The 23,860-nt window shown below is 41.9% G+C and carries 26 protein-coding genes; 22 read left to right on the plus strand and 4 right to left on the minus strand.

All coding sequences use genetic code 11. From position 1 onward, the window contains the following. Positions 1–14 precede the first annotated feature (14 nt). The 11 genes from DXA60_RS17125 (at position 15) to DXA60_RS17165 (ending at position 11,684) form a co-directional block, all read left to right on the plus strand. Positions 15–857: a carbohydrate ABC transporter permease gene (locus tag DXA60_RS17125; RefSeq protein ID WP_117922530.1), complete on the plus strand. Its 843-nt coding sequence runs from the start codon at positions 15–17 to the stop codon at positions 855–857. 238 nt (positions 858–1,095) lie between these two features. Continuing rightward, positions 1,096–1,233 carry a hypothetical protein gene (locus DXA60_RS18930; protein ID WP_186900032.1) on the plus strand — a complete coding sequence of 46 codons (138 nt, stop codon included), beginning with the start codon at positions 1,096–1,098 and terminating at the stop codon, positions 1,231–1,233. 522 nt (positions 1,234–1,755) lie between these two features. Next, entirely contained in the window at positions 1,756–4,419 is a 2,664-nt protein-coding gene (locus DXA60_RS17130) for a valine--tRNA ligase (RefSeq protein WP_117922513.1), read from the plus strand. Between the two features lie 340 nt (positions 4,420–4,759). Continuing rightward, entirely contained in the window at positions 4,760–6,136 is a 1,377-nt protein-coding gene (locus DXA60_RS17135; protein ID WP_117922514.1) for a DUF342 domain-containing protein, read from the plus strand. 178 nt (positions 6,137–6,314) lie between these two features. Further along, a complete protein-coding gene (locus DXA60_RS18935) occupies positions 6,315–6,458 on the plus strand; it encodes a hypothetical protein (RefSeq protein WP_015560889.1) in 144 nt (47 codons plus the stop codon). A gap of 48 nt (positions 6,459–6,506) precedes the next feature. Next, positions 6,507–7,871, plus strand: coding sequence for a tetratricopeptide repeat protein (locus tag DXA60_RS17140; protein WP_117922515.1), 1,365 nt, complete (start codon positions 6,507–6,509; stop codon positions 7,869–7,871). 142 nt (positions 7,872–8,013) lie between these two features. Further along, complete coding sequence (locus DXA60_RS17145) at positions 8,014–8,349, plus strand: STAS domain-containing protein (RefSeq protein ID WP_117922516.1); 336 nt, start codon at positions 8,014–8,016, stop codon at positions 8,347–8,349. A gap of 36 nt (positions 8,350–8,385) precedes the next feature. Further along, positions 8,386–8,835, plus strand: a complete 450-nt coding sequence (spoIIAB, locus tag DXA60_RS17150; protein ID WP_243006942.1) for an anti-sigma F factor — start codon at positions 8,386–8,388, stop codon at positions 8,833–8,835. Between the two features lies 1 nt (position 8,836). Continuing rightward, positions 8,837–9,571 carry a SigB/SigF/SigG family RNA polymerase sigma factor gene (locus tag DXA60_RS17155; RefSeq protein WP_117922518.1) on the plus strand — a complete coding sequence of 245 codons (735 nt, stop codon included), beginning with the start codon at positions 8,837–8,839 and terminating at the stop codon, positions 9,569–9,571. Between the two features lie 209 nt (positions 9,572–9,780). Beyond that, complete coding sequence (locus tag DXA60_RS17160; RefSeq protein ID WP_117922519.1) at positions 9,781–10,545, plus strand: HAD family hydrolase; 765 nt, start codon at positions 9,781–9,783, stop codon at positions 10,543–10,545. Between the two features lie 50 nt (positions 10,546–10,595). Next, positions 10,596–11,684, plus strand: a complete 1,089-nt coding sequence (locus DXA60_RS17165; RefSeq protein ID WP_117922520.1) for an HD-GYP domain-containing protein — start codon at positions 10,596–10,598, stop codon at positions 11,682–11,684. A 44-nt stretch (positions 11,685–11,728) separates the two neighbouring features. Here DXA60_RS17165 and DXA60_RS17170 read toward each other — a convergent pair whose 3' ends face one another. Next, on the minus strand, positions 11,729–12,409 hold the full coding sequence (locus DXA60_RS17170) for a Crp/Fnr family transcriptional regulator (RefSeq protein ID WP_117922521.1): 681 nt from the start codon (positions 12,407–12,409) through the stop codon (positions 11,729–11,731). 120 nt (positions 12,410–12,529) lie between these two features. Here DXA60_RS17170 and DXA60_RS17175 point away from each other — a divergent pair, with 120 nt between their 5' ends. The 9 genes from DXA60_RS17175 to DXA60_RS19630 all read left to right on the plus strand — a co-directional run bounded on the left by DXA60_RS17175 (position 12,530) and on the right by DXA60_RS19630 (position 19,963). Further along, positions 12,530–13,240 (plus strand): 4Fe-4S binding protein, encoded by a 711-nt coding sequence (locus DXA60_RS17175; protein ID WP_117922522.1) that lies wholly within the window; start codon positions 12,530–12,532, stop codon positions 13,238–13,240. Between the two features lie 57 nt (positions 13,241–13,297). Continuing rightward, positions 13,298–14,878: a hydroxylamine reductase gene (gene hcp, locus DXA60_RS17180; protein ID WP_117922523.1), complete on the plus strand. Its 1,581-nt coding sequence runs from the start codon at positions 13,298–13,300 to the stop codon at positions 14,876–14,878. 222 nt (positions 14,879–15,100) lie between these two features. After that, positions 15,101–16,435 (plus strand): sensor domain-containing diguanylate cyclase, encoded by a 1,335-nt coding sequence (locus DXA60_RS17185; protein WP_243006943.1) that lies wholly within the window; start codon positions 15,101–15,103, stop codon positions 16,433–16,435. A 275-nt stretch (positions 16,436–16,710) separates the two neighbouring features. Next, complete coding sequence (locus DXA60_RS17190) at positions 16,711–18,207, plus strand: glycoside hydrolase family 43 protein (protein WP_006858191.1); 1,497 nt, start codon at positions 16,711–16,713, stop codon at positions 18,205–18,207. Between the two features lie 130 nt (positions 18,208–18,337). Then, on the plus strand, positions 18,338–18,580 hold the full coding sequence (locus tag DXA60_RS17195) for a hypothetical protein (protein ID WP_117922525.1): 243 nt from the start codon (positions 18,338–18,340) through the stop codon (positions 18,578–18,580). Between the two features lie 71 nt (positions 18,581–18,651). Further along, entirely contained in the window at positions 18,652–18,855 is a 204-nt protein-coding gene (locus DXA60_RS17200) for an alkaline phosphatase (protein WP_117922526.1), read from the plus strand. Between the two features lie 91 nt (positions 18,856–18,946). After that, on the plus strand, positions 18,947–19,171 hold the full coding sequence (locus DXA60_RS19620; RefSeq protein WP_330414624.1) for a hypothetical protein: 225 nt from the start codon (positions 18,947–18,949) through the stop codon (positions 19,169–19,171). A 127-nt stretch (positions 19,172–19,298) separates the two neighbouring features. Beyond that, on the plus strand, positions 19,299–19,574 hold the full coding sequence (locus DXA60_RS19625; protein ID WP_330414623.1) for a hypothetical protein: 276 nt from the start codon (positions 19,299–19,301) through the stop codon (positions 19,572–19,574). Further along, complete coding sequence (locus DXA60_RS19630) at positions 19,571–19,963, plus strand: hypothetical protein (RefSeq protein ID WP_330414622.1); 393 nt, start codon at positions 19,571–19,573, stop codon at positions 19,961–19,963. Before DXA60_RS19625 ends, DXA60_RS19630 begins: the two co-directional genes overlap by 4 nt. Positions 19,964–19,979: 16 nt before the next feature. Here the strand turns inward: DXA60_RS19630 and DXA60_RS17210 are convergent, their stop codons facing one another. The 3 genes from DXA60_RS17210 to DXA60_RS17220 all read right to left on the minus strand — a co-directional run bounded on the left by DXA60_RS17210 (position 19,980) and on the right by DXA60_RS17220 (position 22,331). After that, the gene (locus DXA60_RS17210; protein ID WP_117922527.1) at positions 19,980–20,507 is read right to left on the minus strand and encodes a response regulator transcription factor; all 528 of its coding nucleotides are present in this window, start codon (positions 20,505–20,507) and stop codon (positions 19,980–19,982) included. A 73-nt stretch (positions 20,508–20,580) separates the two neighbouring features. Continuing rightward, complete coding sequence (locus DXA60_RS17215) at positions 20,581–21,912, minus strand: MATE family efflux transporter (protein WP_117922528.1); 1,332 nt, start codon at positions 21,910–21,912, stop codon at positions 20,581–20,583. After that, positions 21,912–22,331, minus strand: a complete 420-nt coding sequence (locus DXA60_RS17220) for a substrate-binding domain-containing protein (protein ID WP_243006944.1) — start codon at positions 22,329–22,331, stop codon at positions 21,912–21,914. The genes DXA60_RS17215 and DXA60_RS17220 overlap by 1 nt, the downstream gene beginning before the upstream one ends. A 142-nt stretch (positions 22,332–22,473) precedes the next feature. Between DXA60_RS17220 and DXA60_RS17225 the strand changes: the two genes are divergently transcribed. Together DXA60_RS17225 and DXA60_RS17230 are read left to right on the plus strand one after the other, a co-directional pair. Further along, the gene (locus DXA60_RS17225) at positions 22,474–23,010 is read left to right on the plus strand and encodes a hypothetical protein (protein WP_117922529.1); all 537 of its coding nucleotides are present in this window, start codon (positions 22,474–22,476) and stop codon (positions 23,008–23,010) included. Positions 23,011–23,326: 316 nt separating this feature from the next. Further along, positions 23,327–23,773 carry an Hsp20/alpha crystallin family protein gene (locus DXA60_RS17230; RefSeq protein ID WP_006858190.1) on the plus strand — a complete coding sequence of 149 codons (447 nt, stop codon included), beginning with the start codon at positions 23,327–23,329 and terminating at the stop codon, positions 23,771–23,773. Positions 23,774–23,860: the final 87 nt, after the last annotated feature.

Below are 23,860 nucleotides of genomic sequence, written 5' to 3' on the forward strand. Positions count from 1 at the left end.
ATGAAAATCGTAATTTGAAAAAAGGCGTAGGTATTCATGCAAGAAGAACAATCGCATACGTTGTACTCATCATTGTTTCTATATTATGTCTGTTCTGGTTTTATGTATTATTTATTAATGCGACCAGATCAAATGGTGAGATGCAGTCCGGTTTTACACTGGTTCCAAGCAGTCATTTGTGGGAAAACTGGAAGAACTTAAGAAATGGAACACTTCCAGTTTGGAACGGTATGTTCAACAGTCTGATCGTTTCCTCACTCAGTGCAATACTCAGTGTATATTTTTCAACGATGACAGCTTATGCGATCCATGCATATGATTTCAAACTGAAAAAATATATTTATCCGTTTATTTTGATGATCATGATGATCCCGACACAGGTAACTGCACTTGGATTTATTAAACTTGTATCTGGTATGCATTTAGAGGATTCCTTTATTCCTCTGATCGTGCCGACAATCGCAGCTCCGGTTACATTTTTCTATATGAAACAGTACATGGAAAGTACACTGCCGTTGTCACTGGTTGAGGCAGCGCGCATTGATGGATCTGGGGAGTTCCGTACATTTAACTCTATCGTAATGCCATTAATGAAGCCAGCGATCGCCGTACAGATGATCTTTACTTTTGTAAGCAGTTGGAATAATTACTTCACACCGGCATTGATCCTGCACGACGATAAGAAAAAGACACTGCCTATCTTAATCGCACAGCTGCGTGCTGCTGACTGGCTCAAATTCGATATGGGGCAGGTATATGTGATGATTGCATTCTCCATCTTTCCGGTTATTATTGTATATCTGTTTTTATCAAAACATATCGTACAGGGTGTTGCACTCGGTAGTGTAAAGGGTTAACAAGTCTGTTCAAAAATTTGTAAAAAATTGCTGTACTATAAAAAATGAGACTGCCAGACAGGTGGTCTCATTTTTGATTAAAAATCTTTGACGATGTCACTGGTAAACAAGGCAGTTTTGTGCTATACTATTATTTATAATTGGTAGAAAAAAGATCGGATGTGTTGGGGTACAACAGGTGCAGCTGAAATCGGACAGGCTGACCATTTGCAAAGTACACATAGAAATGGAGAGTAATATGACGGAGACAGGATTATGGATTTTTCTGATTTGTTTACTTTTAGTAGTGCTCATAGCAACTGTGGTTGCAGTAGTGTCAGCAGTATCAGGCGCTGCGGCAGCGATCGTGGATGACGAGGAATCAGAGGAAGAATAGGAATACAGCCGGTATGGATGAAGATCGTCGCCATTTATTATTATGTTCACGATCCCGCTTGCATTTACGGGAGGATTCTTTGCTGCAAGGAAGAGATCTAAAAAAACAGTTGACAAACCATGCGTCCCCTCGTATGATAAAAACAGCAAAAAACAAAGGTTGTGAGAAAGAAGAGTACACATAAACTCTTTGCAGAGAGGGAAGTTCACCGGCTGAAAGACATCCCAGAGAAAGATATGTGGAAGGTAGCTTTTGAACCGGAATACTGAGAAAGTATAGCTGTATGACAGGACATAAGAACAGGTATTGCAGGTATGCACAGGTATTCACGACTCATCCACGTTACAGGATGACCGGTCAGGCATGGACTGGCTGGATATGAGCACCAACAAAGGTGGTACCGCGAGCATATTCGCCCTTTGTATTCCGAATGGAATACAAAGGGTTTTTTTGATTCATAGGAAATTATGTCCTGTGAATCAAAACCGCCTATCTATCAGAACTAAAAAAGGAGAACAGATTATGTGTCAGAATTGCAGTAAAGAATTAGCAAAGACCTACGATCCAAAAAGCATTGAAGACCGTTTATACAAAAAATGGGAAGATAACGGCTATTTCCACGCCGAGGTAGACCGTAGCAAAAAGCCGTTTACCATTGTAATGCCGCCGCCAAATATCACAGGACAGCTTCACATGGGACATGCACTTGACAACACCATGCAGGATATTTTAACACGTTATAAGAGAATGCAGGGTTATAATGCACTGTGGCAGCCTGGTACAGACCATGCTTCCATTGCAACTGAGGTTAAGGTAATCGAGAACCTCAAAAAACAGGGCATTGACAAACGTGATCTCGGAAGAGAAGGTTTCCTTGAAAAATGCTGGGAGTGGCGTGATGAGTACGGCAGCCGCATTATCAACCAGTTAAAGAAAATGGGATCTTCCGCTGACTGGGAGAGAGAGCGTTTTACCATGGACAAAGGCTGCTCTGAGGCAGTGCTTGAGGTATTCGTAAAATTATATGAAAAAGGACTGATTTATAAGGGTTCCCGTATCGTTAACTGGTGTCCGGTATGTAAGACATCTATCTCGGATGCTGAGGTAGAACATGAGGAGCAGGACGGATTTTTCTGGCACATCAACTATCCGGTTGTCGGTGAAGAAGGCAGATTTGTCGAGATCGCAACAACAAGACCGGAGACATTGTTTGGTGATACCGCAGTTGCAGTCAACCCGGATGATGACCGATACAAAGATATTGTTGGAAAAATGTTAAAACTTCCGATGACAGACCGCGAGATCCCGGTGATCGCTGATGCGTATGTTGATAAAGAGTTCGGAACCGGATGCGTAAAGATCACACCGGCACATGACCCGAATGACTTTGAGGTCGGAAAACGCCATAACTTAGAAGAAATCACGGTTATCAATGATGATGCAACGATGAATCATTATGCCGGAAAATATGAGGGCATGGATCGCTATGAGTGCAGAAAAGCATTAGTGGAAGATCTTGAGAAACAGGGACTTCTTGTAAAAGTAGAGCCACATTCCCATAATGTAGGAACCCATGACCGCTGTGGCACAACCGTAGAGCCGATGGTAAAACAGCAGTGGTTTGTAAAGATGGATGAGCTGATCAAACCTGCTGTTGAGGCAGTAAAAAATGGAGATATCCAGTTACTTCCAAAACGCATGGAGAAAACATATTTTAACTGGACAGACAATATCCGTGACTGGTGTATTTCCAGACAGCTCTGGTGGGGACATCGTATTCCGGCTTATTACTGCCCGGACTGTGGTGAGATGGTCGTAGCAAAGACTGCGCCGGAAAAATGTCCGAAATGCGGCTGTGACCATATGGAGCAGGACCCGGATACCTTAGATACCTGGTTTTCATCCGCACTCTGGCCGTTCTCCACATTAGGCTGGCCGGAAAAGACAGAAGACTTAGATTACTTCTATCCGACAGACGTACTTGTAACCGGATACGATATCATTTTCTTCTGGGTTATCCGTATGATCTTCTCAGGTTATGAGCAGATGGGAAAAGCACCGTTCCATACCGTATTATTCCACGGACTGGTTCGTGATTCCCAGGGACGTAAGATGAGTAAATCTTTAGGAAACGGTATCGATCCGCTGGAAGTTATCGACAAATACGGTGCAGACGCACTCCGCCTGACACTGATCACCGGAAATGCACCTGGAAATGACATGCGTTTCTACTGGGAGCGTGTTGAGGCATCAAGAAACTTTGCAAATAAAGTGTGGAATGCATCCCGTTTCATCATGATGAACCTTGAGGGAAGCGAGATCAAGGAGCCGTCACTGGATGAGTTAAAACCGGCAGATAAGTGGATCTTATCCAAGGTAAACACACTTGCAAAAGACGTGACAGAAAATATGGATAAGTACGAGATGGGAATCGCCGTACAGAAAGTTTATGATTTCATCTGGGATGAATTCTGTGACTGGTACATTGAGATCACTAAGACTCGTACTTATAATAAAGAAAATGATCCGGCATCTGCAAACGCAGCATTCTGGACATTAAAGACCGTACTGACAGAGGCATTAAAACTGCTTCATCCGTTCATGCCGTTTATCACAGAAGAGATTTTCTGCACACTGCATCCGGAAGAAGACACGATCATGCTTGCAAAATGGCCGGAGTACCGTGCTGACTGGAATTTCCCGGCAGAGGAAGAAATGTTAGAGCACTGCAAGGATCTGGTAAAAGGTGTCCGTAATGTGCGCACAGAGATGGATGTTCCGCCATCAAGAAAAGCGAAAATCTTTATTGTTGCTGAAGATGCCGCTTTGCGTGATTCCTTTGAACTGACCAAAGAGGCTTATGCAAACCTTGCCGGAGCAAGTGAGGTCATGGTGCAGCAGGATAAGACAGGCATCGGGGAGGATGCAGTATCTGTTGTGATCCCTGGCGCTACACTGTATCTGCCATTAGAAGATCTGGTTGATTTCGAGAAGGAAAAAGGGCGTCTGTTAAAAGAGCAGGCACGTTTAGAGAAAGAGCTTGCACGTTCTAAGGGAATGCTTTCGAATGAAAAATTCTTAAGCAAAGCACCGGAAGCAAAAGTGCAGGAAGAGAAGGACAAACTTGCCGGATACGAACAGATGATGGAGCAGGTCAAAGAACGTTTGGCACAGATGTCAAAATAATTGCAAGATAATGAGCGCAAGAACGGCGAATTGTATCATGTGCTGATTTTGCACATGATATAATAAGACTGCCGAGCGAAGCTCGTGTAGATCATGATCATGAAGCATTGCTTCATGATATAATAAGAAGGAGCTATGCACGATGGGTATCATCTTTACTGGTCAGCCGGTAAAGTGGTGCCTGCCTTGTATAGCTCTTTTTGGTAAAATAGCACCAAAAAGGATGCGTTGTGTTAAAGAATTTACTTGAAAAAGCATAAAAATACTAGTATTATATAAGATAAGGAATATTCTACGTTACTATATATACATACATCAGAAAGAATTGGGGAGCACGCCTATGGTAACAGAAGAAAAACCAATCGTACGGATGACGGCAGATAGCATGGAAGCGTATGTTATGCTTATAACACCAGACGATGGGGGAGAATATACAATTGAATCATTGCAGAAAGCATTGGATGACAGAGGTGTCAAGTACGGAATAGATGAAGCAGCGTTGACGGAGCTGATTGATGAAAAAAAATATGGTGTGGAGACGTTAGTTGCGCAGGGAACAGAGCCGGTAGACGGAAAAGACGGTTATTATGATTACAATTTTAACTGCAACTTTGATAAAAAACCGCTGATACGTCCGGATGGAACCGTGGATTACTGGTCTGTAAAGTCGATAGAGTCTGTGGTGCAGGATCAGGTGATCGCGGAGTACCATCCTTGTGTGGAGGGAATAGACGGCAAGACAGTCACTGGAAAGCCGATACCTGCAAAGCGGGGAAGAGAACAGCTTCCACTGAAAGGAAAAGGATTTGAACGCAAGGATGATAATACCTATGTTGCGCTGATGAGTGGTAAGATCGAGACACAGAATGACAGGGTTGTGATCCTTCCGGTACATGAATTGTCCGGCAATGCAGATCTTTCCAGTGGCAACATTGATTTTCATGGTGATGTTGTGATCCACGGAAGCGTGGAAAGCGGCGTTATAGTAAAAGCAAGCGGTACGATCACAGTGGATGGAATCGTCGAGGCATGTACTTTAGAGGCAGGGAAAGATATTATTTTAAGAAGTGGAATGCTCGGTGGAAATAAGGCATCAGTAAAGACAAAAGGCAGTATTACCGCAAAGTTTTTTGAATTTACCCGTATTGAATGTGCAGGCGATATCCGTGCAGATGTGTTGATGGATTGTCAGGTACAGTGCTTTGGAAAGATCATCATGAATGGAAAACGCGGAAGCATCATCGGTGGCCTTACACATGGAGTGTGTGGAATCGAGGTTACGACATTAGGAAATGATGCCGAGAAAAAGACCGTTATTATGGCTGGTGCAAGTCCGGAAGGATATGCAAAACTCAGACAGTTAGAAAAGACGATTCAGGAGTTGAGTCAGGGATTGGCACAGATTGAAGAGGGGCTGCGCAAGTTTGAAGAGCTGGAAAAAGCGCGTGGAGTCAGCTACAAAGACGATCCGAGGCGAGTGACATTGCTCCGTATCAAGATCCGTGATACTGCGACATTAGCACACAGCAAAGAAGAGGCAAAGCAGCTGCGCAATCTGATCGAGAGTGCGAGCGGTGCATGTGTTACCGTTTTGCGGGGGACTTATCCGGGAGCTGTGATCCAGATCGAGGATACCAAGCTGCTTGTACAGAATTATGTAAAAGCAGCTGAGTTTTACAAGCTGCAGGATAAGATCAAGACGAGAGAATGCTCATAAAACTGCTGTCGAATATGGCAGAAGTTTTACGAAAAACTTAATATAAATTTACTTGATTATTGTCACCACTATATTATAATATAGTGGTGATTCTTTTTGCCCTTAATTATGTGGTGGAGAGAAGAATCTTAAAATAGATGTTTGCCATAAACAAATGGCAGAAAAGGACAGGTCGATTATGATTAATTTTGAAGAAGAATTAAAGAATTTTAAACCGAGCTTAGAGGTAGAAGAGGCAGAACAGGCAATATATAATCATGAATTAACAGATATGACAGATGTTTTAAAAGAGATGATGCAGGAGTTAAAACATAATATGTAAGACATCTTTTGGAAAAGTCGAATGTAAATTCATGAAGTGAGGGAAAGAATGAAGTGCTATAATTGTGGAGCAAAGCTTGGAAGGGAAAATATCTGCCCTGAATGCGGCGTAAATGTAAAAATATATAAAAAAATTGTCATGGCATCCAATGAATATTACAATGATGCACTGGCAAAGGCGAGTGTCCGTGATCTTTCAGGAGCAATAGAAAGCTTGAAAACAAGCCTGAAATTCAATAAATTAAATATAGATGCAAGAAATCTGCTGGGACTCATCTACTTTGAGATGGGCGAAGTGGTGGAGGCATTGACAGAGTGGGTCATCAGTAAGAACTATCAGCCTGCTGAGAATGCCGCAAGCCGTTATCTGGATGAAATACAGAATAACAGATCAAGACTTGAGACAATCAATCAGACCATTAAAAAATACAATCAGGCGTTATTGTACTGCAGACAGGACAGCCGTGATCTTGCGATTATCCAGTTGAAAAAGGTACTGTCACTGAACCCGAAATTAGTCAGTGGACATCAGCTTTTAGCATTGCTCTATATTCAGGAGGGCAAATATGATCTTGCCAAGAAGTCTTTGCGCAACGCCGGAAAGATTGATGCAAATAACACGATCACACTTCGTTATTTAAAAGAAGTGAATGCAGGATTAAAGGAGAATACGCCGGGTAAGAAACAGAAGGAGGAACAGATTTCCTACCAGAGCGGCAATGAGACGATTATCCAGCCGAAGTATTTAAAGGACAATTCCGCAATGAGTACGATTCTTAATATGGTCATCGGTATCGCAATCGGTGCGGCAATTACCGGATTTCTGGTTGTACCGGGTGTGCGCCGTCAGGTGCAGAATGATGCCAAAGCGCAGGTGCTCGATGCGAATAACACTGTTTCGTCCAAGAATCAGGAGATCAGTACACTGCAGAAGCAGATTGATGATCTGACGAGCCAGATCACTGAGGTCAAGGACAGCGCAGAAGGTTCCGAGAATAAGATCAGCACATATGACCAGTTATTATCCGCATATGCATCCTATTCGGATGGAGATATTGAGGCAGCAGGCAATGCGCTTGGCAATGTCAATGAGGAATATTTAAGTGACAGTGCTAAGAGTGTTTATGAGACGATCAATGCACAGGTCAATGCAGACTATTTAGAGTCCTTATATAATCAGGGATACAGCGATTATAACAGCCAGAAGTTTGAGGAGGCTGCCACAAGTTTACAGAAAGTTGTAGACATGGAAGAGACCTACAAAGATGGATATGCACTGTATTATCTGGCACAGGCATACCGCAAGAACAATGATCTTGAGACAGCAAAGATTTATTACCAGAAGATCGTAGAACTCTATCCTGGTACAGAGCGTGCAGCAAATGCACAGAATTATCTTAATATTGAGGAATAGGATATTTGGAATAAACAAAATTAAATATCAGCAATGCCATTATACAAAAGACGTCTGGATAATATCAGGCGTCTTTTTATTTCACAAAAAGGCATTTTATCAATGATATCACGAATCAGGGAGCGCTGGGAAAGGAGTATTTATGGAAGAAAAATATCAATTAAAGGAAGGGTGTTTAACGATTCAGATGCCAAAAGAGCTTGATCATCATGAGGCGGGCAGACTTAAGCTGGAAGCAGATTATCTGATCGGGGCATACCATGTCAGACGGCTTGTATTTGATTTTCGGGAGACGGAGTTCATGGACAGTTCAGGGATCGGTGTGATCATTGGAAGGTGCAAGAGTATGGGATTTTCCGGTGGGGAAGTGATGGCGATGAATATGAACGAGCGTGTAAAAAAAATATTTATGGTGTCAGGACTGCAGAAGCTGATCCGGACGGATCTGGTCAGAAAAGAATGGGACATGCAGGATTAAAAAAGTGAAAATCAGAAAATGAAATGGAGAATCAATATGCAGACAGATCATAGTAATGAGAACGAAATGAAACTCGAATTTGATGCAAGGTCAGTAAATGAAGGGTTTGCAAGAATGGCAGTAGCTGCGTTTGTAGCGGAATTAGACCCGACACTGGATGAAATTTCAGATATTAAGACTGCTGTTTCGGAGGCGGTGACCAATGCGATTATCCACGGGTACGACAGTCCAAAGGAAAAGGTGGAAGTATCCTGTAAACTGTGTGGAAACTGCGCTGAGATCACGGTAAAGGATCATGGTCATGGAATTGAAAATGTACCAAAAGCCATGGAACCTTTTTTTACAACAAAACCGGAACTGGAGCGCTCCGGTATGGGATTTGCCTTTATGGAAGCCTTTATGGATGAAGTGGAGGTACATTCGGCACCCGGAAAAGGGACTACAGTGATAATGAAAAAAAAGATCGGCGCAGGGATGGGCGTCTGATATGGAGCATTTTAAGGAACTGATGCAGCAGGCACATGAGGGGGATAAAAGTGCGAGGGATGCACTGATCGCAGGAAACCTTGGACTTGTACATACGATCGTGTACCGGTTTGAAAACCGTGGGCATGACAGGGAGGAGTTATTCCAGATTGGATGCATCGGACTTATGAAGGCGGTAGATAAATTTGATCTTTCATTAAATCTTGCATTTTCTACGTATGCTGTTCCGGTGATCATGGGGGAAATCCGCAGGTTTTTAAGGGATGACGGTATGGTGAAGGTAAGCCGGACGTTAAAGGAAAATGCTTATAAGGCAGGACGTGCACGAGAGGAATTGTGGAGAGAACTTGGAAGAGAGCCGGGAATGGTTGAGATTGCAGAGCGGACAGGGTTAAGCTGTGGCGAGATCATTATGGCAATGGAATCAGCAAGGGATGTGGAATCTATTTATCAGCCGGTCTATGAGAAAGACGGGGACGAGCTTTTAATGGTCGATCAGTTGTGTGAAAGAGAAGAAAACGGCATAGATGAACCGGAAAAGGAAGCGGTCTTAAACCGGATGGTGATCGAGCAGTTGTTAGCACTACTGGATGAGCGGGAAAAAAATCTAATCCGGTGCCGTTATTTTGAAAACCGGACGCAGAGCGAGACTGCAAAAGAACTTGGAATGACGCAGGTGCAGGTCAGCAGGCTTGAAAAAAAGATTCTGATTGGTCTTAGAAAAAATTTAGGATAGAAAAGTGCAGGGCGAATATATTAAAAAAACGGGCAAATTGTAATGATTATGCCACATCCGGTTGATTTTCCCATATAAACATGTTATTTTTTTATAAAATGCAGAGAAATTAATATGATAAGGCTGTGCAAAGTGGAAAACAGTGTGAAAAAATAAGATTTTTGTGCAAAAGTGAAAAAGGATTTTGGTGCAGAAGAGTGAGAATTAACATGAAATACGAAAATTATATATTTGACTTATATGGAACTTTAGTGGATATTCACACGGATGAGGAAAAACCGGATTTATGGGAAAAACTTGCGCAGTTTTACGGATATTACGGTGCAGCTTATACAGCGCAGAAACTGAAAAATGCATATGCACGCCTCACAGGACAGAAAGAGGATGCCCTGCGGCAGGAGATGGGATCAGAGGCAGATATGAAAAAAGATGATACCCATGAAGCACATCCGGAGATAGAGATTGAGGAAGTTTTTCTTGCGCTGTTTCAGGAAAAAGGAGTGCAGGCAGACTTAGAACTTGCCATTCATGCGGGGCAGTTTTTCCGGATTCTTTCCACAGAATATATCAGACTTTATGATGGGGCAGAGGAACTTCTTGCGGCATTGCGTGAAAGAGGAAAAAAAGTATATCTGCTTTCGAATGCACAGCGTATTTTCACTGCATATGAACTGAATCTTTTGGGGTTAGAGCCTTATTTTGATGATATCTTTCTGTCATCCGCGTGCAAAGTGAAAAAACCGGATCCACGTTTCTTTCATCTTTTACTGGATAAACATCACATTTTACCGGAGGAGAGTATTATGATCGGAAATGATGCAGTCAGTGACATCAGGGGGGCAAAAGAGGTCGGACTTCATACATTTTATATTCACTCGAATATTTCACCTGATATCAGTCAGAGACCGGATGCAGATCATGTGCTGATGCAGATGGACCTGTTAAAAGTGAGACAGATATTGATTTCCGATTAATGTGACAGAGAAAAATGCCGATACATTCATATATGAATGGAGGACCGGTTATGGCAAAATACGAAAAAACAGAACGTCTCGAAAAAGTACCGATGGAGTACTTGTGGGAAGGACTTGTTTTATCAGATAATCTTTACAATTATAATGGAAGTGTACTTTTAGTGCCGAGCGGAGAAGTTATCACGAAAAGCAAACTTGATAAACTGATCAATTTCAGCGATGGCAATAATTATATTACAACATTCCGCGGATCTTACGAGTATATCATGAAGGGAAAAGACCGTCCGGCTGAAATACAGCAGAAAATGTTGGAAAACAGAACCGGGTATACAGAACTGCGCAAAGGCGTCGACCATGTGCTTCAGATGAGTAAAAATGTGATGTTTGTCAATCATGCTGAAGTGGAAGGTATGATGGAGAAAGTATACAGCAGAATGGTATCCGTGGATGCCGGAGAGATTTTCCAGTGTATTACCGTGCCAAGACCGGTTGACGAGGCATTGCAGAGACATTCCTTAAATGTTGCACTTTTAAACGGAATCATGGGACAATGGTTAGGACTCGATGAAAAAGACATCCGGAGTCTGATTTTAACAGGTGTGCTTCATGATATTGGAAAGACGAAGATTCCGGAAGAAATTTTAAATGCACCGAGAAAACTGACTCCGGAAGAATTTGAGGTTATGAAAAGACATCCGCTTTATTCTTTTGAACTGCTTGGGGAGGATATCAACGAAGATGTGCGATATGCGGTGCGCTGGCATCATGAAAAATTAGATGGAAGCGGTTATCCGGATGGTTTAAAAGGAAACTCCATTTCTTATTTTGCAAGAATTACATCAATTTCGGATATTTATGATGCAATGCTTTCTGCGCGCAGTTATAAAAAAGAGAAGGTTCCGTTTGATGTGCTGCAGTGGTTTGTAACTGCGGGATACAAAGGACTTGACCAGAATCTTCTCAATATATTTATAAAAAATATGGTAAAAGTATACAGACATCAGCAGGTTATTATGTCGGATGGCAGGGAAGGATGCGTTGAATATATTCCGTTGAATGATATGGATCATCCGATCGTCTCCGTCGGAGAAGAAGCAAGACAGGTAGACGAAGACTGGTACTGTGTGCATATGGCATAAGAATCGTGATGTCCTATCATGCAGTGGATTCACTTGCAGCATGATCAGAGATCAGAGTCGAGGGAATCTTCATGCAGAATAAAATGATTGCGCTCCGTTTTAAGGAGTCCCTCCCGCTGCATTTTTGATAGTTCTGCAGACAGGGCACTGCGGTCTACGTTTAAGTAGTCGGCAAGCTGCTGTCTGTTAAATGGTATCGTAAAATCAAGGCTTTTCGCAGCGGCAGATTGTGCAGAAAGGTAAGAGAGAAGCCGTCCGCGGATCGATTTTGGTGTGGTATGGAAGATCCTGCGGGAGAGAAGCAGATTTTTCCGTGCCGAAATAAAAAACATATTATGGATCAGGCGGTTGTGATGTGAACAACTGTTATTGCAGGTTGTGAGCAGCCGTCCTATATTTAAAAACAATACTTCTGTCTTTGCGGATGCAGAGACAACATTGACCATCAGAGGTTCTTTTGACAGGCTTGCGTAAGTTTCAGCGAAGAAAAAGCCGGGGGCTATGTCATCTAATACACTGTGATTTCCCCATACATCATCATTTTCAATCTGAACATTTCCGGACAGTACAAGTCCCATGGAATGAACACATTCCCCGGCGTGATAGATGATCTCGCCTTTTCCGTAACTTCTTGTGACTGCTCCAAGACAGGAGAGCATTTCTTTAATTTCTTCCGGCGATTCGCCCGAAAACAGCATTGTCTGACTTAAAAACTGATAATCCATAAAAGAGAAACCTTCTTTTTTAAATTTTTTTTTAATGTTGTTATGACAACATACTTTTGAGAAAAATTCTAGTATAGTGTACGAGTAATGTCAAGAGCGCAGAAAACAGGAGGAATTTATATGGTACGCAGAGTAATACAGATAGACGAAGAAAAATGCAACGGATGTGGTCTTTGTGCAGAGGCTTGTCATGAAGGTGCGATCGGCATCGTGGACGGAAAGGCAAAACTGCTTCGTGATGATTATTGTGACGGACTTGGTGATTGTCTGCCAAACTGTCCGGTTGGAGCAATTTCTTTTATAGAGCGTGAGGCGGCAGCTTATGATGAGGCAGCAGTCCAGGAAAATAAAAAGAAAAAAATGCAGGCAATGGGACAGGCACTTTCCGGTGGATGTCCGGGTGCAAGAATGCGTCAGCTTGAAAGAAAACCTGCAGAAGAAAATCAGAGTGCAGCTTCACCGGTCAGTTCAGAATTACGTCAGTGGCCGGTACAGATCAAACTTGCACCGGTCAATGCGCCTTATTTTGACGGGGCAAAACTTTTGATCGCGGCAGACTGCAGCGCATATGCGTATGGTAATTTCCATCAGGATTTTATCCGTGGAAAAGTGACACTGATCGGATGTCCGAAATTAGATGATGTGGATTACAGTGAAAAACTGACAGAGATCATTAAAAATAATGATATTAAGAGCGTGACGATCGTGAGAATGGAAGTACCTTGCTGTGGAGGAATCGAGCATGCAGCAGTGACTGCATTAAAGAACAGCGGAAAATTCATTCCATGGAATGTTGTGACGATCTCAATTGACGGAAAAATTTTAGATTAAGAAAAACGAAGATAGTGTGAAAATAACATTTTTACACACATAAATGGAGGATGATATATGTTTTGTTTTCAGTGTGAGCAGACAGCGGGATGCAGCGGATGTACGGGAGCTGCCGGTGTATGTGGAAAGAAGAGTGCAACAGCGGATCTGCAGGATGAACTGACAGGAGCACTTGTGGGACTTGCACATGCCTGCATGAACAACCCAAAGACAGAGCAGACGGACCGCATTATAATAGAAGGTTTATTTACAACCATCACAAATGTGAATTTTAATGATGAGACACTGCGTGAAATGATCGCCCGTGTCAGAGAAGAAAAAGCGAAAGTTGCACCTGGATGTACGACTTGCATATCACCGTGCGGCAATACCAATGATTATGATATGAAGCGGATGTGGGAGGCAGATGAGGATATCCGTTCCTTAAAATCCTTAATTTTATTTGGCATCCGTGGTATGGCAGCTTATGCTTATCATGCAATGGTACTCGGATATACAAATGAGGAAGTAAATGACTTTTTCTATCGTGCCTTATTTGCAGTCGGTGAAGATTTCGAGATGGGGGATCTGCTACCACTCGTGTTAGAAACAGGAAAAGTAAATCTTACCTGCATGGAGATGTTAGACCGTGCTAACACAGAAACATTTGGAACACCGGTACCGACGGAAGTGCCTCTGATGGTGGAAAAGGGACCGTTTATCGTTATTACCGGACATGATCTTTATGATCTGAAGCTCTTGTTAGAGCAGACAAAAGACAAGGGAATCAACGTTTATACACACGGTGAGATGCTGCCGGCACATGCTTACCCGGAATTAAAGAAATATCCGCATTTAAAAGGCAACTTTGGTACTGCATGGCAGAATCAGCAGAAGGAATTTACAAATATCCCTGCACCGGTTCTTTATACGACAAACTGTCTGATGCCGGTCAAAGAGAGTTATGCGGACCGCGTGTTTACAACGGAGGTAGTATCTTATCCTGAAATGGTTCACATCGGAGAGGATAAGGATTTTACACCGGTCATCGAAAAAGCGTTAGAGCTTGGCGGTTACAAAGAGGATACTGCATTTACCGGAATCAACGGTGGAACAAAGGTCATGACAGGATTTGGACACGGAACGGTACTCGGCGTGGCAGATCAGGTGATCGCAGCCGTAAAATCCGGTGATATCCGCCATTTCTTCCTGGTAGGAGGCTGTGATGGCGCCCGTGTGGGAAGAAATTATTATACAGAGTTTGTAAAACAGACGCCAAAGGATACCATGATCTTAACACTTGCATGTGGAAAATACCGTTTCAATGATCTTGACCTTGGAACGATCGGTGGACTGCCGAGAATCCTTGATATGGGACAGTGCAACGATGCCTACAGTGCGATCCGTGTCGCAGTGGCACTTGCCGAGGCATTTGAATGTGGAGTCAATGAACTGCCGCTTTCCATGGTTCTTTCCTGGTATGAGCAGAAAGCAGTCTGTATTTTACTGACACTGCTTCATCTTGGCATTAAAAATATAAAACTCGGACCGACACTGCCGGCATTTATCTCACCGAATATTTTAAATTATCTGGTAGAAAATTACGGCATTGCACCGATTGCGACACCGGAAGCAGATTTAGCAGAGATCCTTGGATAAATCAATAAAATAAATGTTTTGGGAACCTTTCTGTCGCCCTGAATGAAAAAAGGGAGTGTGAAAAATGATGTTTTATTTTTCATACTTCCTTTTTCTGGTTAAATGAAAAAATATACTGTATATTGTCGAATTTTGAGTTATAATAGATAACAAGTTTATATTTGTATTCAGGCTTGTCAGGAATGAGAATATTGTTTTTTTAAGCACGAAATGGGGAATGGTATGGAAAGAATCTGGAATTTTTTTGAAAATATGAATGAATATGTATATGTTGCAGATGCGGATACCCATGAACTGGTTTATATGAATAAAAAGATGAGAGATACTTATGGGATACATTCAAAAGAGGAACTTGCCGGCAAAAAATGTTATGAATTGCTTCAGAATTCAAGCCTGCCCTGTACGATCTGCAATAATGATGAACTGCAGGAAGGACAGTTTAAGGAGTGGCGGTATTTTAACCCGCTTTTAAATAAATACTTTAAAATTAAGGATACTGTTGTGGAGAACAATGGCAGACGATATAGAATAGAGATTGCTCTGAATATAAGTTCTCAGGAACATCAGAAAAATGTGGTACGCCGCTACGAAAAACTGGAAAAAATCGTTAATGAGGGACTGCGTCTTGCCCTTGGAACATCTTCTGCGGATAAATCGCTGGACATCATTCTGGAATATATCGGAAAGGCATTAGATGGAGAGAGAACATATATTTTTGAGCATAATGAGAATGGGTACGATGACAACACTTACGAGTGGGTTGCAAATGGAATCCAGCCGGAGAAAGATAATTTACAGAACATTCCACCAGAAGTATGTGCCAACTGGTATCGGAATTTTCAAGAAGATAAAAACATTGTAATTGAAAATCTGGAGGACATCAGAGAGGAAGATCCGGAACAGTATAAGAATCTGAAACGTCAGGATATCCATTCACTGGTGGTTGTTCCACTTTATTGGGAGAAAAAGATCATTGGATTTTACGGAGTGGATAATCCACCGGTAAAATCATTAGATTATGCTTCCAATATGCTTCATATCATGGGATATTTTATTGTTTCCTCCATTCGGAGAAGAAATCTGTTCCATCAGTTAGAACGCATGAGTTATCGTGATCAGCTCACTCAGTTTGGCAATCGTTATGCGGTCGACTGGTTTGTGGAGCATGAGTGGAATGGGGAACAGATCGGTGTAGTGTACTGCGATATCACAGGGCTGAAAAAGGTCAATGATGAGCAGGGGCATGAAGCCGGAGATCGGTTGATCATCAGGGCATGTGAGTGCTTAGCGGGTGTATTTAAGGGGTATGGTCTGTATCGGATCGGCGGCGATGAATTTTTAGTACTTTGTCTTGGAATTGAGGAAAAAGACCTGAGGGAACACGTTGAGAAACTGCGCATGGATATGAAAGAACATCAGGTTACAATGGCGGTTGGCATGATATGGAAAGAACACGGTCCTAAGGATATTGATCTGCTTTTAAACGAATCGGAGCGCCTGATGTATGAGGATAAAGACAGGTATTATAAGGAACACGGACTGAAACGGCGCAGATAAATCCTTGTATTGCAGAATTAAATGTTATATTTCCTTCATGCTGGTCTCCTTCTGTTTATTCCCGGTAAATCTGTGCAAACCGGAAATTTCTGATGAATAACATGGTGCAGGATCGTTTTCGATTATTATATTTTACTGTGAGATTGTGATATTAGCAATAGTGAAATGGGGCAGAGAAGAGTTGAAAAGGCAGACGGATAAGAAACAAAGATAAAATAGTAAAAATAGAATAGAACAAAGAAAGAATATGGAGATAAAACAGAAAGGAATAAACAATGAATGTAAATCCTATAACAAGATTGGATTATCCAGATCTGGACGTGATCCGCGTAGAAGACACCTATTATATGGTATCCACAACCATGCACTTTATGCCGGGCTGTGAGATTCTGCAGTCTTTTGATCTGGTGCACTGGGAGCATGTGACTTATGTCTATGAGACGTTGGATCATACGGATGCGCAGCAACTGAAAAGCGGTCAGAATATTTACGGACAGGGCATGTGGGCAGCTTCCCTGCGCTATCATGAAGGCCGATTTTATATCTGCTTTGTGGCAAATGATACCCGTAAGACTTATTTGTATACTTCGGAAAAAATAGATGGTCCATGGAAAAAGCAGCTGATAGAAGGCTTTTATCATGACGGCTCTTTATTATTTGATGAGGATGGCAGAAACTATATTGTATATGGAAATGATGAAATCTGGATTACAGAATTGAATGAAGATTTGACTGCACCAAAGAAGGACGGATTACATCGTCTTTTAGTCAGCGATCATAAGAACCCGGAGCTAGGCTATGAGGGTTCTCATATTCAAAAAATAAACGGCTATTATTATATTTTTCTGGTTCATTCCCTGAGAGACCGCTGGATGCGGACGGAAGCATGCTTTTACAGTGATTCTCTGGAAGGAGAATTCACGGGTGGAGATGTACTTTGTGATGATCGTGGATATTGTGGGCAGGGCGTGGCACAGGGAGGAATAGTGGATACGCCGGATGGAAAGTGGTATGCAATGCTGTTTCAGGATTCCGGAGCAGTTGGACGGATTCCTATTCTGCTTCCGGTTACCTGGAAGGATCATTTTCCGTTTTTTGGACAGAACGGACATGTGCCGGAAGAAATAGAGGTTCACAGTACCAGACCAGGATATATTTATCAGCCATTAGTGGGAAGTGATGATTTCTGTAATGGGCTGCTTCCGCGCTGGCAGTTTAATCATGATCCAGATCCACGGTACTATCATCTGGATGCATTGCAGGGAACCTATACAATTACAACACGGGAAGTTTGTACAGAGCTTACACAGGCAGTAAATACGCTTACGCAAAGGATGAGTTATCCGTCCTGCGCAGCTGAGGTTACTGTTGATGCTTCTGCATTGAAAGAGGGCGATGTCGCAGGTTTGTGTGCGTTGCAGAGCTGTTATGCTGCAGTTGGCATTACAAAACATCATGGAAAATATGAAGTCCTTATGCTGGATAAAAAAGAAGATGGTATATTGGATATGACGGAAGGAACTGTTGTTGAATCACACCAGATGGATTTTCGTCTTGAAGCAGATTTCTGTAACATGAAGGATGAAGCACGCTGCTATTACCGGGTAAATAAGGGAGACTGGCTACCCATCGGAAACGTGCATAAGCTGTACTTCAAACTGGATCATTTTACTGGTTGCCGGTTTGGTCTGTTCTGCTATGCGGCAGAGGAAACAGGAGGAAGTGCCTGCTTCCGGGATTTTAAGTATTATGATGTTGATGAAATCTCATAAAGATAGAACTGCATAAAATAAGTGTCGGAATTTACTCAAATTTTTCCTACTTTGGACATTGGTTTTTACAACGGTATTGTATAGTGAAGCAGAGGAAAAACAAAACATGTTTCAGAGAGGAGAAACGATTATGAGAATTAAGAGTATGATGAAGGGTATGCTTGCTGTTGTAATGGCAATGTCTATGGCAGCATGCTCCGGAGCACCTGCAGCAGACCAGACTTCTTCTGAGTCACCGTCACCGGCACAGACAGAAAGTACAGCAGCAACAGAGCAGGAAACAATCGTAACAGAAGTATCTGCAGAAACGCAGACGCAAGAAGAAACAGCAAAAGCACCGAAATATGTTTTCTGTTTATTGGTGATGGTATGAGCTATCCCCAGTTTCAGGCAGCATCTGACTATCTTGGAGCAATAGCAGATTCCGACGCTATGGATTAAGATATGGATCGTGCAGATGGAGAATGGGCATTATCTGACTATGTACAAAAGGGTATTGAAGTATTGGATAATGACACCGGATTCTTTATGATGTGTGAAGGTGGAAAGATTGACTGGGCATGTCATGCAAATGATGCCGGCGCAAAGGATAAAACAGAGGATCTTCATAAAATGATAAAGGAGTATAAGTTTGATGAACAAGAATAAGTTTGCGATTACACCACCTATGGGCTGGAACAGCTATGATTATTATGACACTACGGTGAATGAGGAACAGGTAAAAAAGAATGCATAGTATATGGCTATGCATTTGAAGGAATTCGGATACGAGTATATTGTTGCGGACATTGAATGGTATTCCAATGATGCCGGAACAAAACGCAAAGAATTTCAGTACATTCCGTTTGGAGATGACGTAATGGATGAGTTTGGGCGTTTTCAGCCCAGTCCCGGCAGATTTCCGTCATCAGCAGACGGAAGCGGATTTACACACCTGCTTCTTATGTACATGAACTTGGATTAAAATTCGGTATTCATATTATGAGAGGTATCCACGTGCGGCAGCAGAAAAGCATCTTCCTGTTAAAGGAACATTTTTTACCGCAGACATGGTGGCAGATCCGTCCTCGATCTGCGGATGGAATCCGGATATGTATGGAGTGAGAAATACAGAAGCAGGTCAGAGCTATTATGATTCCCTGATAGAGATGTATGCTTCCTGGGGTGTTGATTTTATTAAGTGTGATGATTTCTGGGATAACTGGGAGCTTCTTAAGAATATGTTCTGGAGATGTGAGCTATGGCAGGATCATGTAAAAGAGGGCTGTTTCCCGGATTGCGATATGCTGCCACTCGGCAAGGTCGGTAAAGGCTTTGAGACAGGAGAAAGAGACTGTCTGTTTACCAGGGAAGAGCGAAGACCATGATGACACTATGGTGTATGTTCCGTTCTCTGCTGATGATTGGTGCCGAGCTTACCAAAATGGATGATTTTACATTGAGTCTTCTCACTAATAAAGAGCTGTTGGTGTTACTTTCCGAGGACTTCAGGGGAGAACAGCTGCGAAGATCAGATGGGGAGGCTGATTGGAAAAATACAAGCACAAAAACCGGCATGATTACGGCAGCACTGTTTAATCTCAGTGATACTGATCTGGAGATCTGTTTGAATATGGAAGAGCTGTCGGGACGGGAACCGGATAAGGATTCCTATGAATTTACCGAGCTGTGGAGTGGTGAGGTTTTACATAGCGGAAAGGAAGCATTAACCGTCGTAGTACCTGCACACGGTACGAAAGTGTTTTCTGTTCGATAGATAATAAAAATTTTATTCAGACCGGTATTGCTGCGGAGTAATATCGGTTATTTTTTTTGAATTGTTTATGAAAGTAGGAGCTGCTGGAAAATCCAGTTTTTTCTGCAATAATATCCATTCCCCAGTTGGTTCTTTCAAGAAGCTCCTTTGCCTTATCAATGCGCATGGATGTAATGTAAGCACTAAGAGTCTGGTTAAATTTCTGATGAAATACATAAGATAAATAATCCGGACTCATATGCAGATATTCTGCAATAGAAGAACGGTTCAGATCAGGATCGGATAAATTGGAATAGATATAGGTTCGTACACGGAAAATAAAGTCTTCATCCTCTGCCAGCTGATCCTGAGCTGTTTTAGCAGGAGCAATGGATGATATGGAAGCTGCAGACTCTTGATGAGACTGATTTTGCTTAAGTTCTAGTGCGTGCCGGATTTCACCACATAATTGTGTCTTATCTATAGGTTTTAAAACATAGCTGGCACAATGAAGCTTTAACGCCTTCTGGGCATAATCAAAGCGTTGATGGCCGGACAAAATCATACATATTATGGGATATGCAAAATAACCAAGGCAAAACAGGAAAGTCAGGATGAAAATCCCGCAGGAAAGTAAATCAGCATAAACTAATTATCCATTTACGCTTTCTAAAGATAATTAACGATACAGCAAGCCGGAATAATTCCTCCGTGGTAAGCAATGTATACACACCAACAATTCCCCACTTGTATATATATGCTGCAAGCAGACACAGTGGAATTCCAATACACCATGTGCCAACAATATCAATAATCATAATGATTTTGGTGTTACCGCCACTTCTTATAATGCCCCCGCCAAGTATCATATTTTCTACCTTGACCGGAGCATACAAGGCAAATACGATAAGCAGTGTTCTTCCAAGCTCTTTTACGCTGTCATCAACACGATATAATCCGGTATATACTCCAGCCAAAAGAATGAGCAAAGCCGATACCGTTACTGCACCAAATAAGCCGGCATACATAATCTTCTTCGACTCTGTGTAAGCCTCATCATATTCTTTCCTGCCAAGCCTCTTGCCGACCATCACACCGGCAGCCGCAGACAATCCACTAAGTGCGCCTACGATAAGTCCTTGTATCGGACCGGTAAGGGTATAGGCTGCAAGGTTTGATGTGCCAAGATGTCCATAAACAGCCGATTCAACATTTTGCCCGAGACTCCATAAAAATTCGCTGATCAGAATCGGCATAATCATTACCAGATAATCACGGATTGTGATTTTTTTAAAATGCAGAGATAACACCGGTTTATCTCCATCTTTTCTGGTACATAAGACAAATCCGATAACAATAAATACCAGGTTAAACAACTGCGAAATAAGTGTGGCAATCGCAGTTCCCTTTATTCCCATACATGAAAATCCCAATTTCCCAAATATCAGCAGATAGTTCAGTCCTGTGTTTACACCAACTGCTCCAAAGCTTGCCAGAAATGGTATCGTGGCATGCTCCTTACAGCGCAGCCAGGAGGATAAAATATTGCTGACAGCCATTGGAATATAAGAAAATGCTACGATTTTAAAATAAACCGCACCAGTATTTATAATACTCATATCTTTCGTATACAGTCCAAGAATCTGCGACGGAAAACCTTCGGCTGCAAGCAGGAACAATGCTGATATCACAATTCCGCAGATGAGGCTCACATCAAAACTGCACCATGCTTCTTTTGTTTCTTGTGCACCAATAAACTGAGCGATTAATATCCCCGCAACCGTGCTTACCGCACCGATCACCACTGAAAAAATCAGTGAAAAATTACCGCATAATCCAACTGCTGATATATTTGTTTCGCCTAACTGTCCGATCATGATCTGGTCAACAATTGAAAATGATGCTTGCAGCATACTTTGCAATGTGACTGGAATTGCTATTTTACATAACGATTTCATAAACTTTGACATTATAATTTCCTCGTACTTTCCCTTTTTATTAAATCAACCGGTAACACGATTTCTGTCTTATATTCTGCTCCATCGCGCATTGCCTCCAGACATTCAATTGCCGCTTTCGCCCTTAAGCCAGCTTCCTGATGAATCGTTGTGAGGGAAGGATTGCATTCCCTGCTTGCCATGTTATCATCAAAGCCGATAATCTGGATATCCTCTGGAATCCGAATGTTCTTTCCTTGTAAAAATCTCATAAACTCAAGTGCATAAAAATCGGACACTGCAAAAACAGCGGTAACATTGCTTTTTAACAGTTGCATATAGTTATCCTCATAAAAGTGCATTCTTTCCTTTTCTGTCTTTGGTATCTCCCATCTATATGTTTCTCCTTGTTCAAAGGCTTTGCGAAACCCCTCGATGCGCTCTTTATCCATGCAGATGAAATTATCTGCTATGCATAAGGCTTTTGTGACGGGTTACGCGTTTAACCTTTGTAAAAACGATATTTCTATTGTAATATTGAACCAGAACATTAAAAATCAGTAAACAATGTGGTGTAGAGCAAAGGTGAAACACATGAATAAAGAAATGACCGTAAATGGGAAAAGCTATACAATAATTAAATTGCTGGGAAAGGGGAAAGGTGGATATTCTTATCTGGCAGAGTCTGGAAATAACAGGTATGTTTTGAAGCAGATACATCATGAACCTTGTGATTATTATCAGTTCGGAAACAAGCTTGAGGCAGAAATCAGGGATTACAGGAAATTGAAAGAAATCGGAATAAAGATGCCTTCCATGCTTGAAACAGATGTGAAAAATGAACGTATTTTGAAGGAGTTTATTGACGGTGACACGATTTATCAGCTGGTTTTAGAAGACAAGATGAAAACTGACTATATCGGGCAATTACATAGAATGTGTGAACTATTATATGCTGCCAGTACAAATATTGATTATTTTCCAACGAATTTTGTTGTACATAACGAAGAAATATATTATGTTGATTTCGAGTGCAACGATTACATGGAAGAATGGAATTTTGAAAACTGGGGTGTAAAATACTGGTCAAAGACACCGGAATTTTTGCAGTATGTGAAAGAACATTCATGATAGAATCAGACAAATATATTTTTCCCAAGAGTTTGTCGTAAAAATGTGGTCAAGCCAAGAAAATTGAGTGCGAAAGTAAGTGAAAAATCCCTGTGAATCCTGTAAAATCAAGACTTCACAAAAAGTTCACAGAAAATTAGCACTCACCTATTGACAGTGCTAATAAGTGGTGGTATAACATAGTCAGAACAAAGGAAGAGGGAACAAAAAGAGAAGATGATTCCCCAGAGTTCCTTCGTCTGAGGTTCCAAAACAAAGGTAAAAAACATGGGAGGTTCCACAGAAAGTGGACCGGTAGAAAAAGGAGAGATGACTTATGTTACTGCCTAGCATTTTTGGAGAAAACTTATTTGATGACTGGATGGATTTTTCATTCCCGGAGATTCCGGATGTTGATAAAACATTGTATGGTAAACATGCAAAGAACATGATGAAGACAGATGTAAAGGAGACCGAGAAAGGTTACGAAGTAGCCGTTGATCTTCCAGGATTTAAGAAAGACGAGATCCAGCTTGAGTTAAACGATGGTTACCTGACCATCAGCGCTGAGAAGGGTCTCGACAAGGAAGAGAAGGATAAGAAAGACAAATACATCAGACGTGAACGTTACGCCGGAAGTATGAGCCGTACCTTCTATGTAGGCGAGAGTGTTACCGAAAACGATATCCACGCAAAATACGAAAATGGTATTTTAACACTGGATGTCCCGAAGGAAGAAGCAAAGAAAGTTCCGGAAAAACGATACATATCCATTGAGGGATAACAGATGAGAGGATGCCCCCGGAGAGCGAAAGCTCTTCGGGGGCATTTTTGGTTTGCGCGCCATGGGCGCGCTCTAATGGGTGAAAGT

Origin of the sequence: Roseburia sp. OF03-24, assembly GCF_003463035.1 — a bacterium.
In the GTDB taxonomy this organism is placed as follows: domain Bacteria; phylum Bacillota; class Clostridia; order Lachnospirales; family Lachnospiraceae; genus Roseburia; species Roseburia rectibacter.

What these genes read in the sequence shown, in the direction of transcription:
- DXA60_RS19620 (WP_330414624.1), top strand. Translation starts at nt 18,947, where the DNA reads ATGGCTATGCATTTGAAGGAATTCGGATACGAGTATATTGTTGCGGAC.
- DXA60_RS17140 (WP_117922515.1), top strand. Translation starts at nt 6,507, where the DNA reads ATGAAGTGCTATAATTGTGGAGCAAAGCTTGGAAGGGAAAATATCTGC.
- DXA60_RS17160 (WP_117922519.1), top strand. Translation starts at nt 9,781, where the DNA reads ATGAAATACGAAAATTATATATTTGACTTATATGGAACTTTAGTGGAT.
- DXA60_RS17130 (WP_117922513.1), top strand. Translation starts at nt 1,756, where the DNA reads ATGTGTCAGAATTGCAGTAAAGAATTAGCAAAGACCTACGATCCAAAA.
- DXA60_RS17175 (WP_117922522.1), top strand. Translation starts at nt 12,530, where the DNA reads ATGGTACGCAGAGTAATACAGATAGACGAAGAAAAATGCAACGGATGT.
- DXA60_RS19630 (WP_330414622.1), top strand. Translation starts at nt 19,571, where the DNA reads ATGATGACACTATGGTGTATGTTCCGTTCTCTGCTGATGATTGGTGCC.
- DXA60_RS18930 (WP_186900032.1), top strand. Translation starts at nt 1,096, where the DNA reads ATGACGGAGACAGGATTATGGATTTTTCTGATTTGTTTACTTTTAGTA.
- DXA60_RS19625 (WP_330414623.1), top strand. Translation starts at nt 19,299, where the DNA reads ATGTATGGAGTGAGAAATACAGAAGCAGGTCAGAGCTATTATGATTCC.
- DXA60_RS17210 (WP_117922527.1), bottom strand. Translation starts at nt 20,507, where the DNA reads ATGATTTTGTCCGGCCATCAACGCTTTGATTATGCCCAGAAGGCGTTA.
- DXA60_RS17170 (WP_117922521.1), bottom strand. Translation starts at nt 12,409, where the DNA reads ATGGATTATCAGTTTTTAAGTCAGACAATGCTGTTTTCGGGCGAATCG.
- spoIIAB (WP_243006942.1), top strand. Translation starts at nt 8,386, where the DNA reads ATGCAGACAGATCATAGTAATGAGAACGAAATGAAACTCGAATTTGAT.
- DXA60_RS17220 (WP_243006944.1), bottom strand. Translation starts at nt 22,331, where the DNA reads ATGGATAAAGAGCGCATCGAGGGGTTTCGCAAAGCCTTTGAACAAGGA.
- DXA60_RS17155 (WP_117922518.1), top strand. Translation starts at nt 8,837, where the DNA reads ATGGAGCATTTTAAGGAACTGATGCAGCAGGCACATGAGGGGGATAAA.
- DXA60_RS17190 (WP_006858191.1), top strand. Translation starts at nt 16,711, where the DNA reads ATGAATGTAAATCCTATAACAAGATTGGATTATCCAGATCTGGACGTG.
- DXA60_RS17230 (WP_006858190.1), top strand. Translation starts at nt 23,327, where the DNA reads ATGTTACTGCCTAGCATTTTTGGAGAAAACTTATTTGATGACTGGATG.
- DXA60_RS17135 (WP_117922514.1), top strand. Translation starts at nt 4,760, where the DNA reads ATGGTAACAGAAGAAAAACCAATCGTACGGATGACGGCAGATAGCATG.
- DXA60_RS18935 (WP_015560889.1), top strand. Translation starts at nt 6,315, where the DNA reads ATGATTAATTTTGAAGAAGAATTAAAGAATTTTAAACCGAGCTTAGAG.
- DXA60_RS17195 (WP_117922525.1), top strand. Translation starts at nt 18,338, where the DNA reads ATGAGAATTAAGAGTATGATGAAGGGTATGCTTGCTGTTGTAATGGCA.
- DXA60_RS17145 (WP_117922516.1), top strand. Translation starts at nt 8,014, where the DNA reads ATGGAAGAAAAATATCAATTAAAGGAAGGGTGTTTAACGATTCAGATG.
- DXA60_RS17165 (WP_117922520.1), top strand. Translation starts at nt 10,596, where the DNA reads ATGGCAAAATACGAAAAAACAGAACGTCTCGAAAAAGTACCGATGGAG.
- hcp (WP_117922523.1), top strand. Translation starts at nt 13,298, where the DNA reads ATGTTTTGTTTTCAGTGTGAGCAGACAGCGGGATGCAGCGGATGTACG.
- DXA60_RS17225 (WP_117922529.1), top strand. Translation starts at nt 22,474, where the DNA reads ATGAATAAAGAAATGACCGTAAATGGGAAAAGCTATACAATAATTAAA.
- DXA60_RS17185 (WP_243006943.1), top strand. Translation starts at nt 15,101, where the DNA reads ATGGAAAGAATCTGGAATTTTTTTGAAAATATGAATGAATATGTATAT.
- DXA60_RS17215 (WP_117922528.1), bottom strand. Translation starts at nt 21,912, where the DNA reads ATGTCAAAGTTTATGAAATCGTTATGTAAAATAGCAATTCCAGTCACA.
- DXA60_RS17200 (WP_117922526.1), top strand. Translation starts at nt 18,652, where the DNA reads ATGGATCGTGCAGATGGAGAATGGGCATTATCTGACTATGTACAAAAG.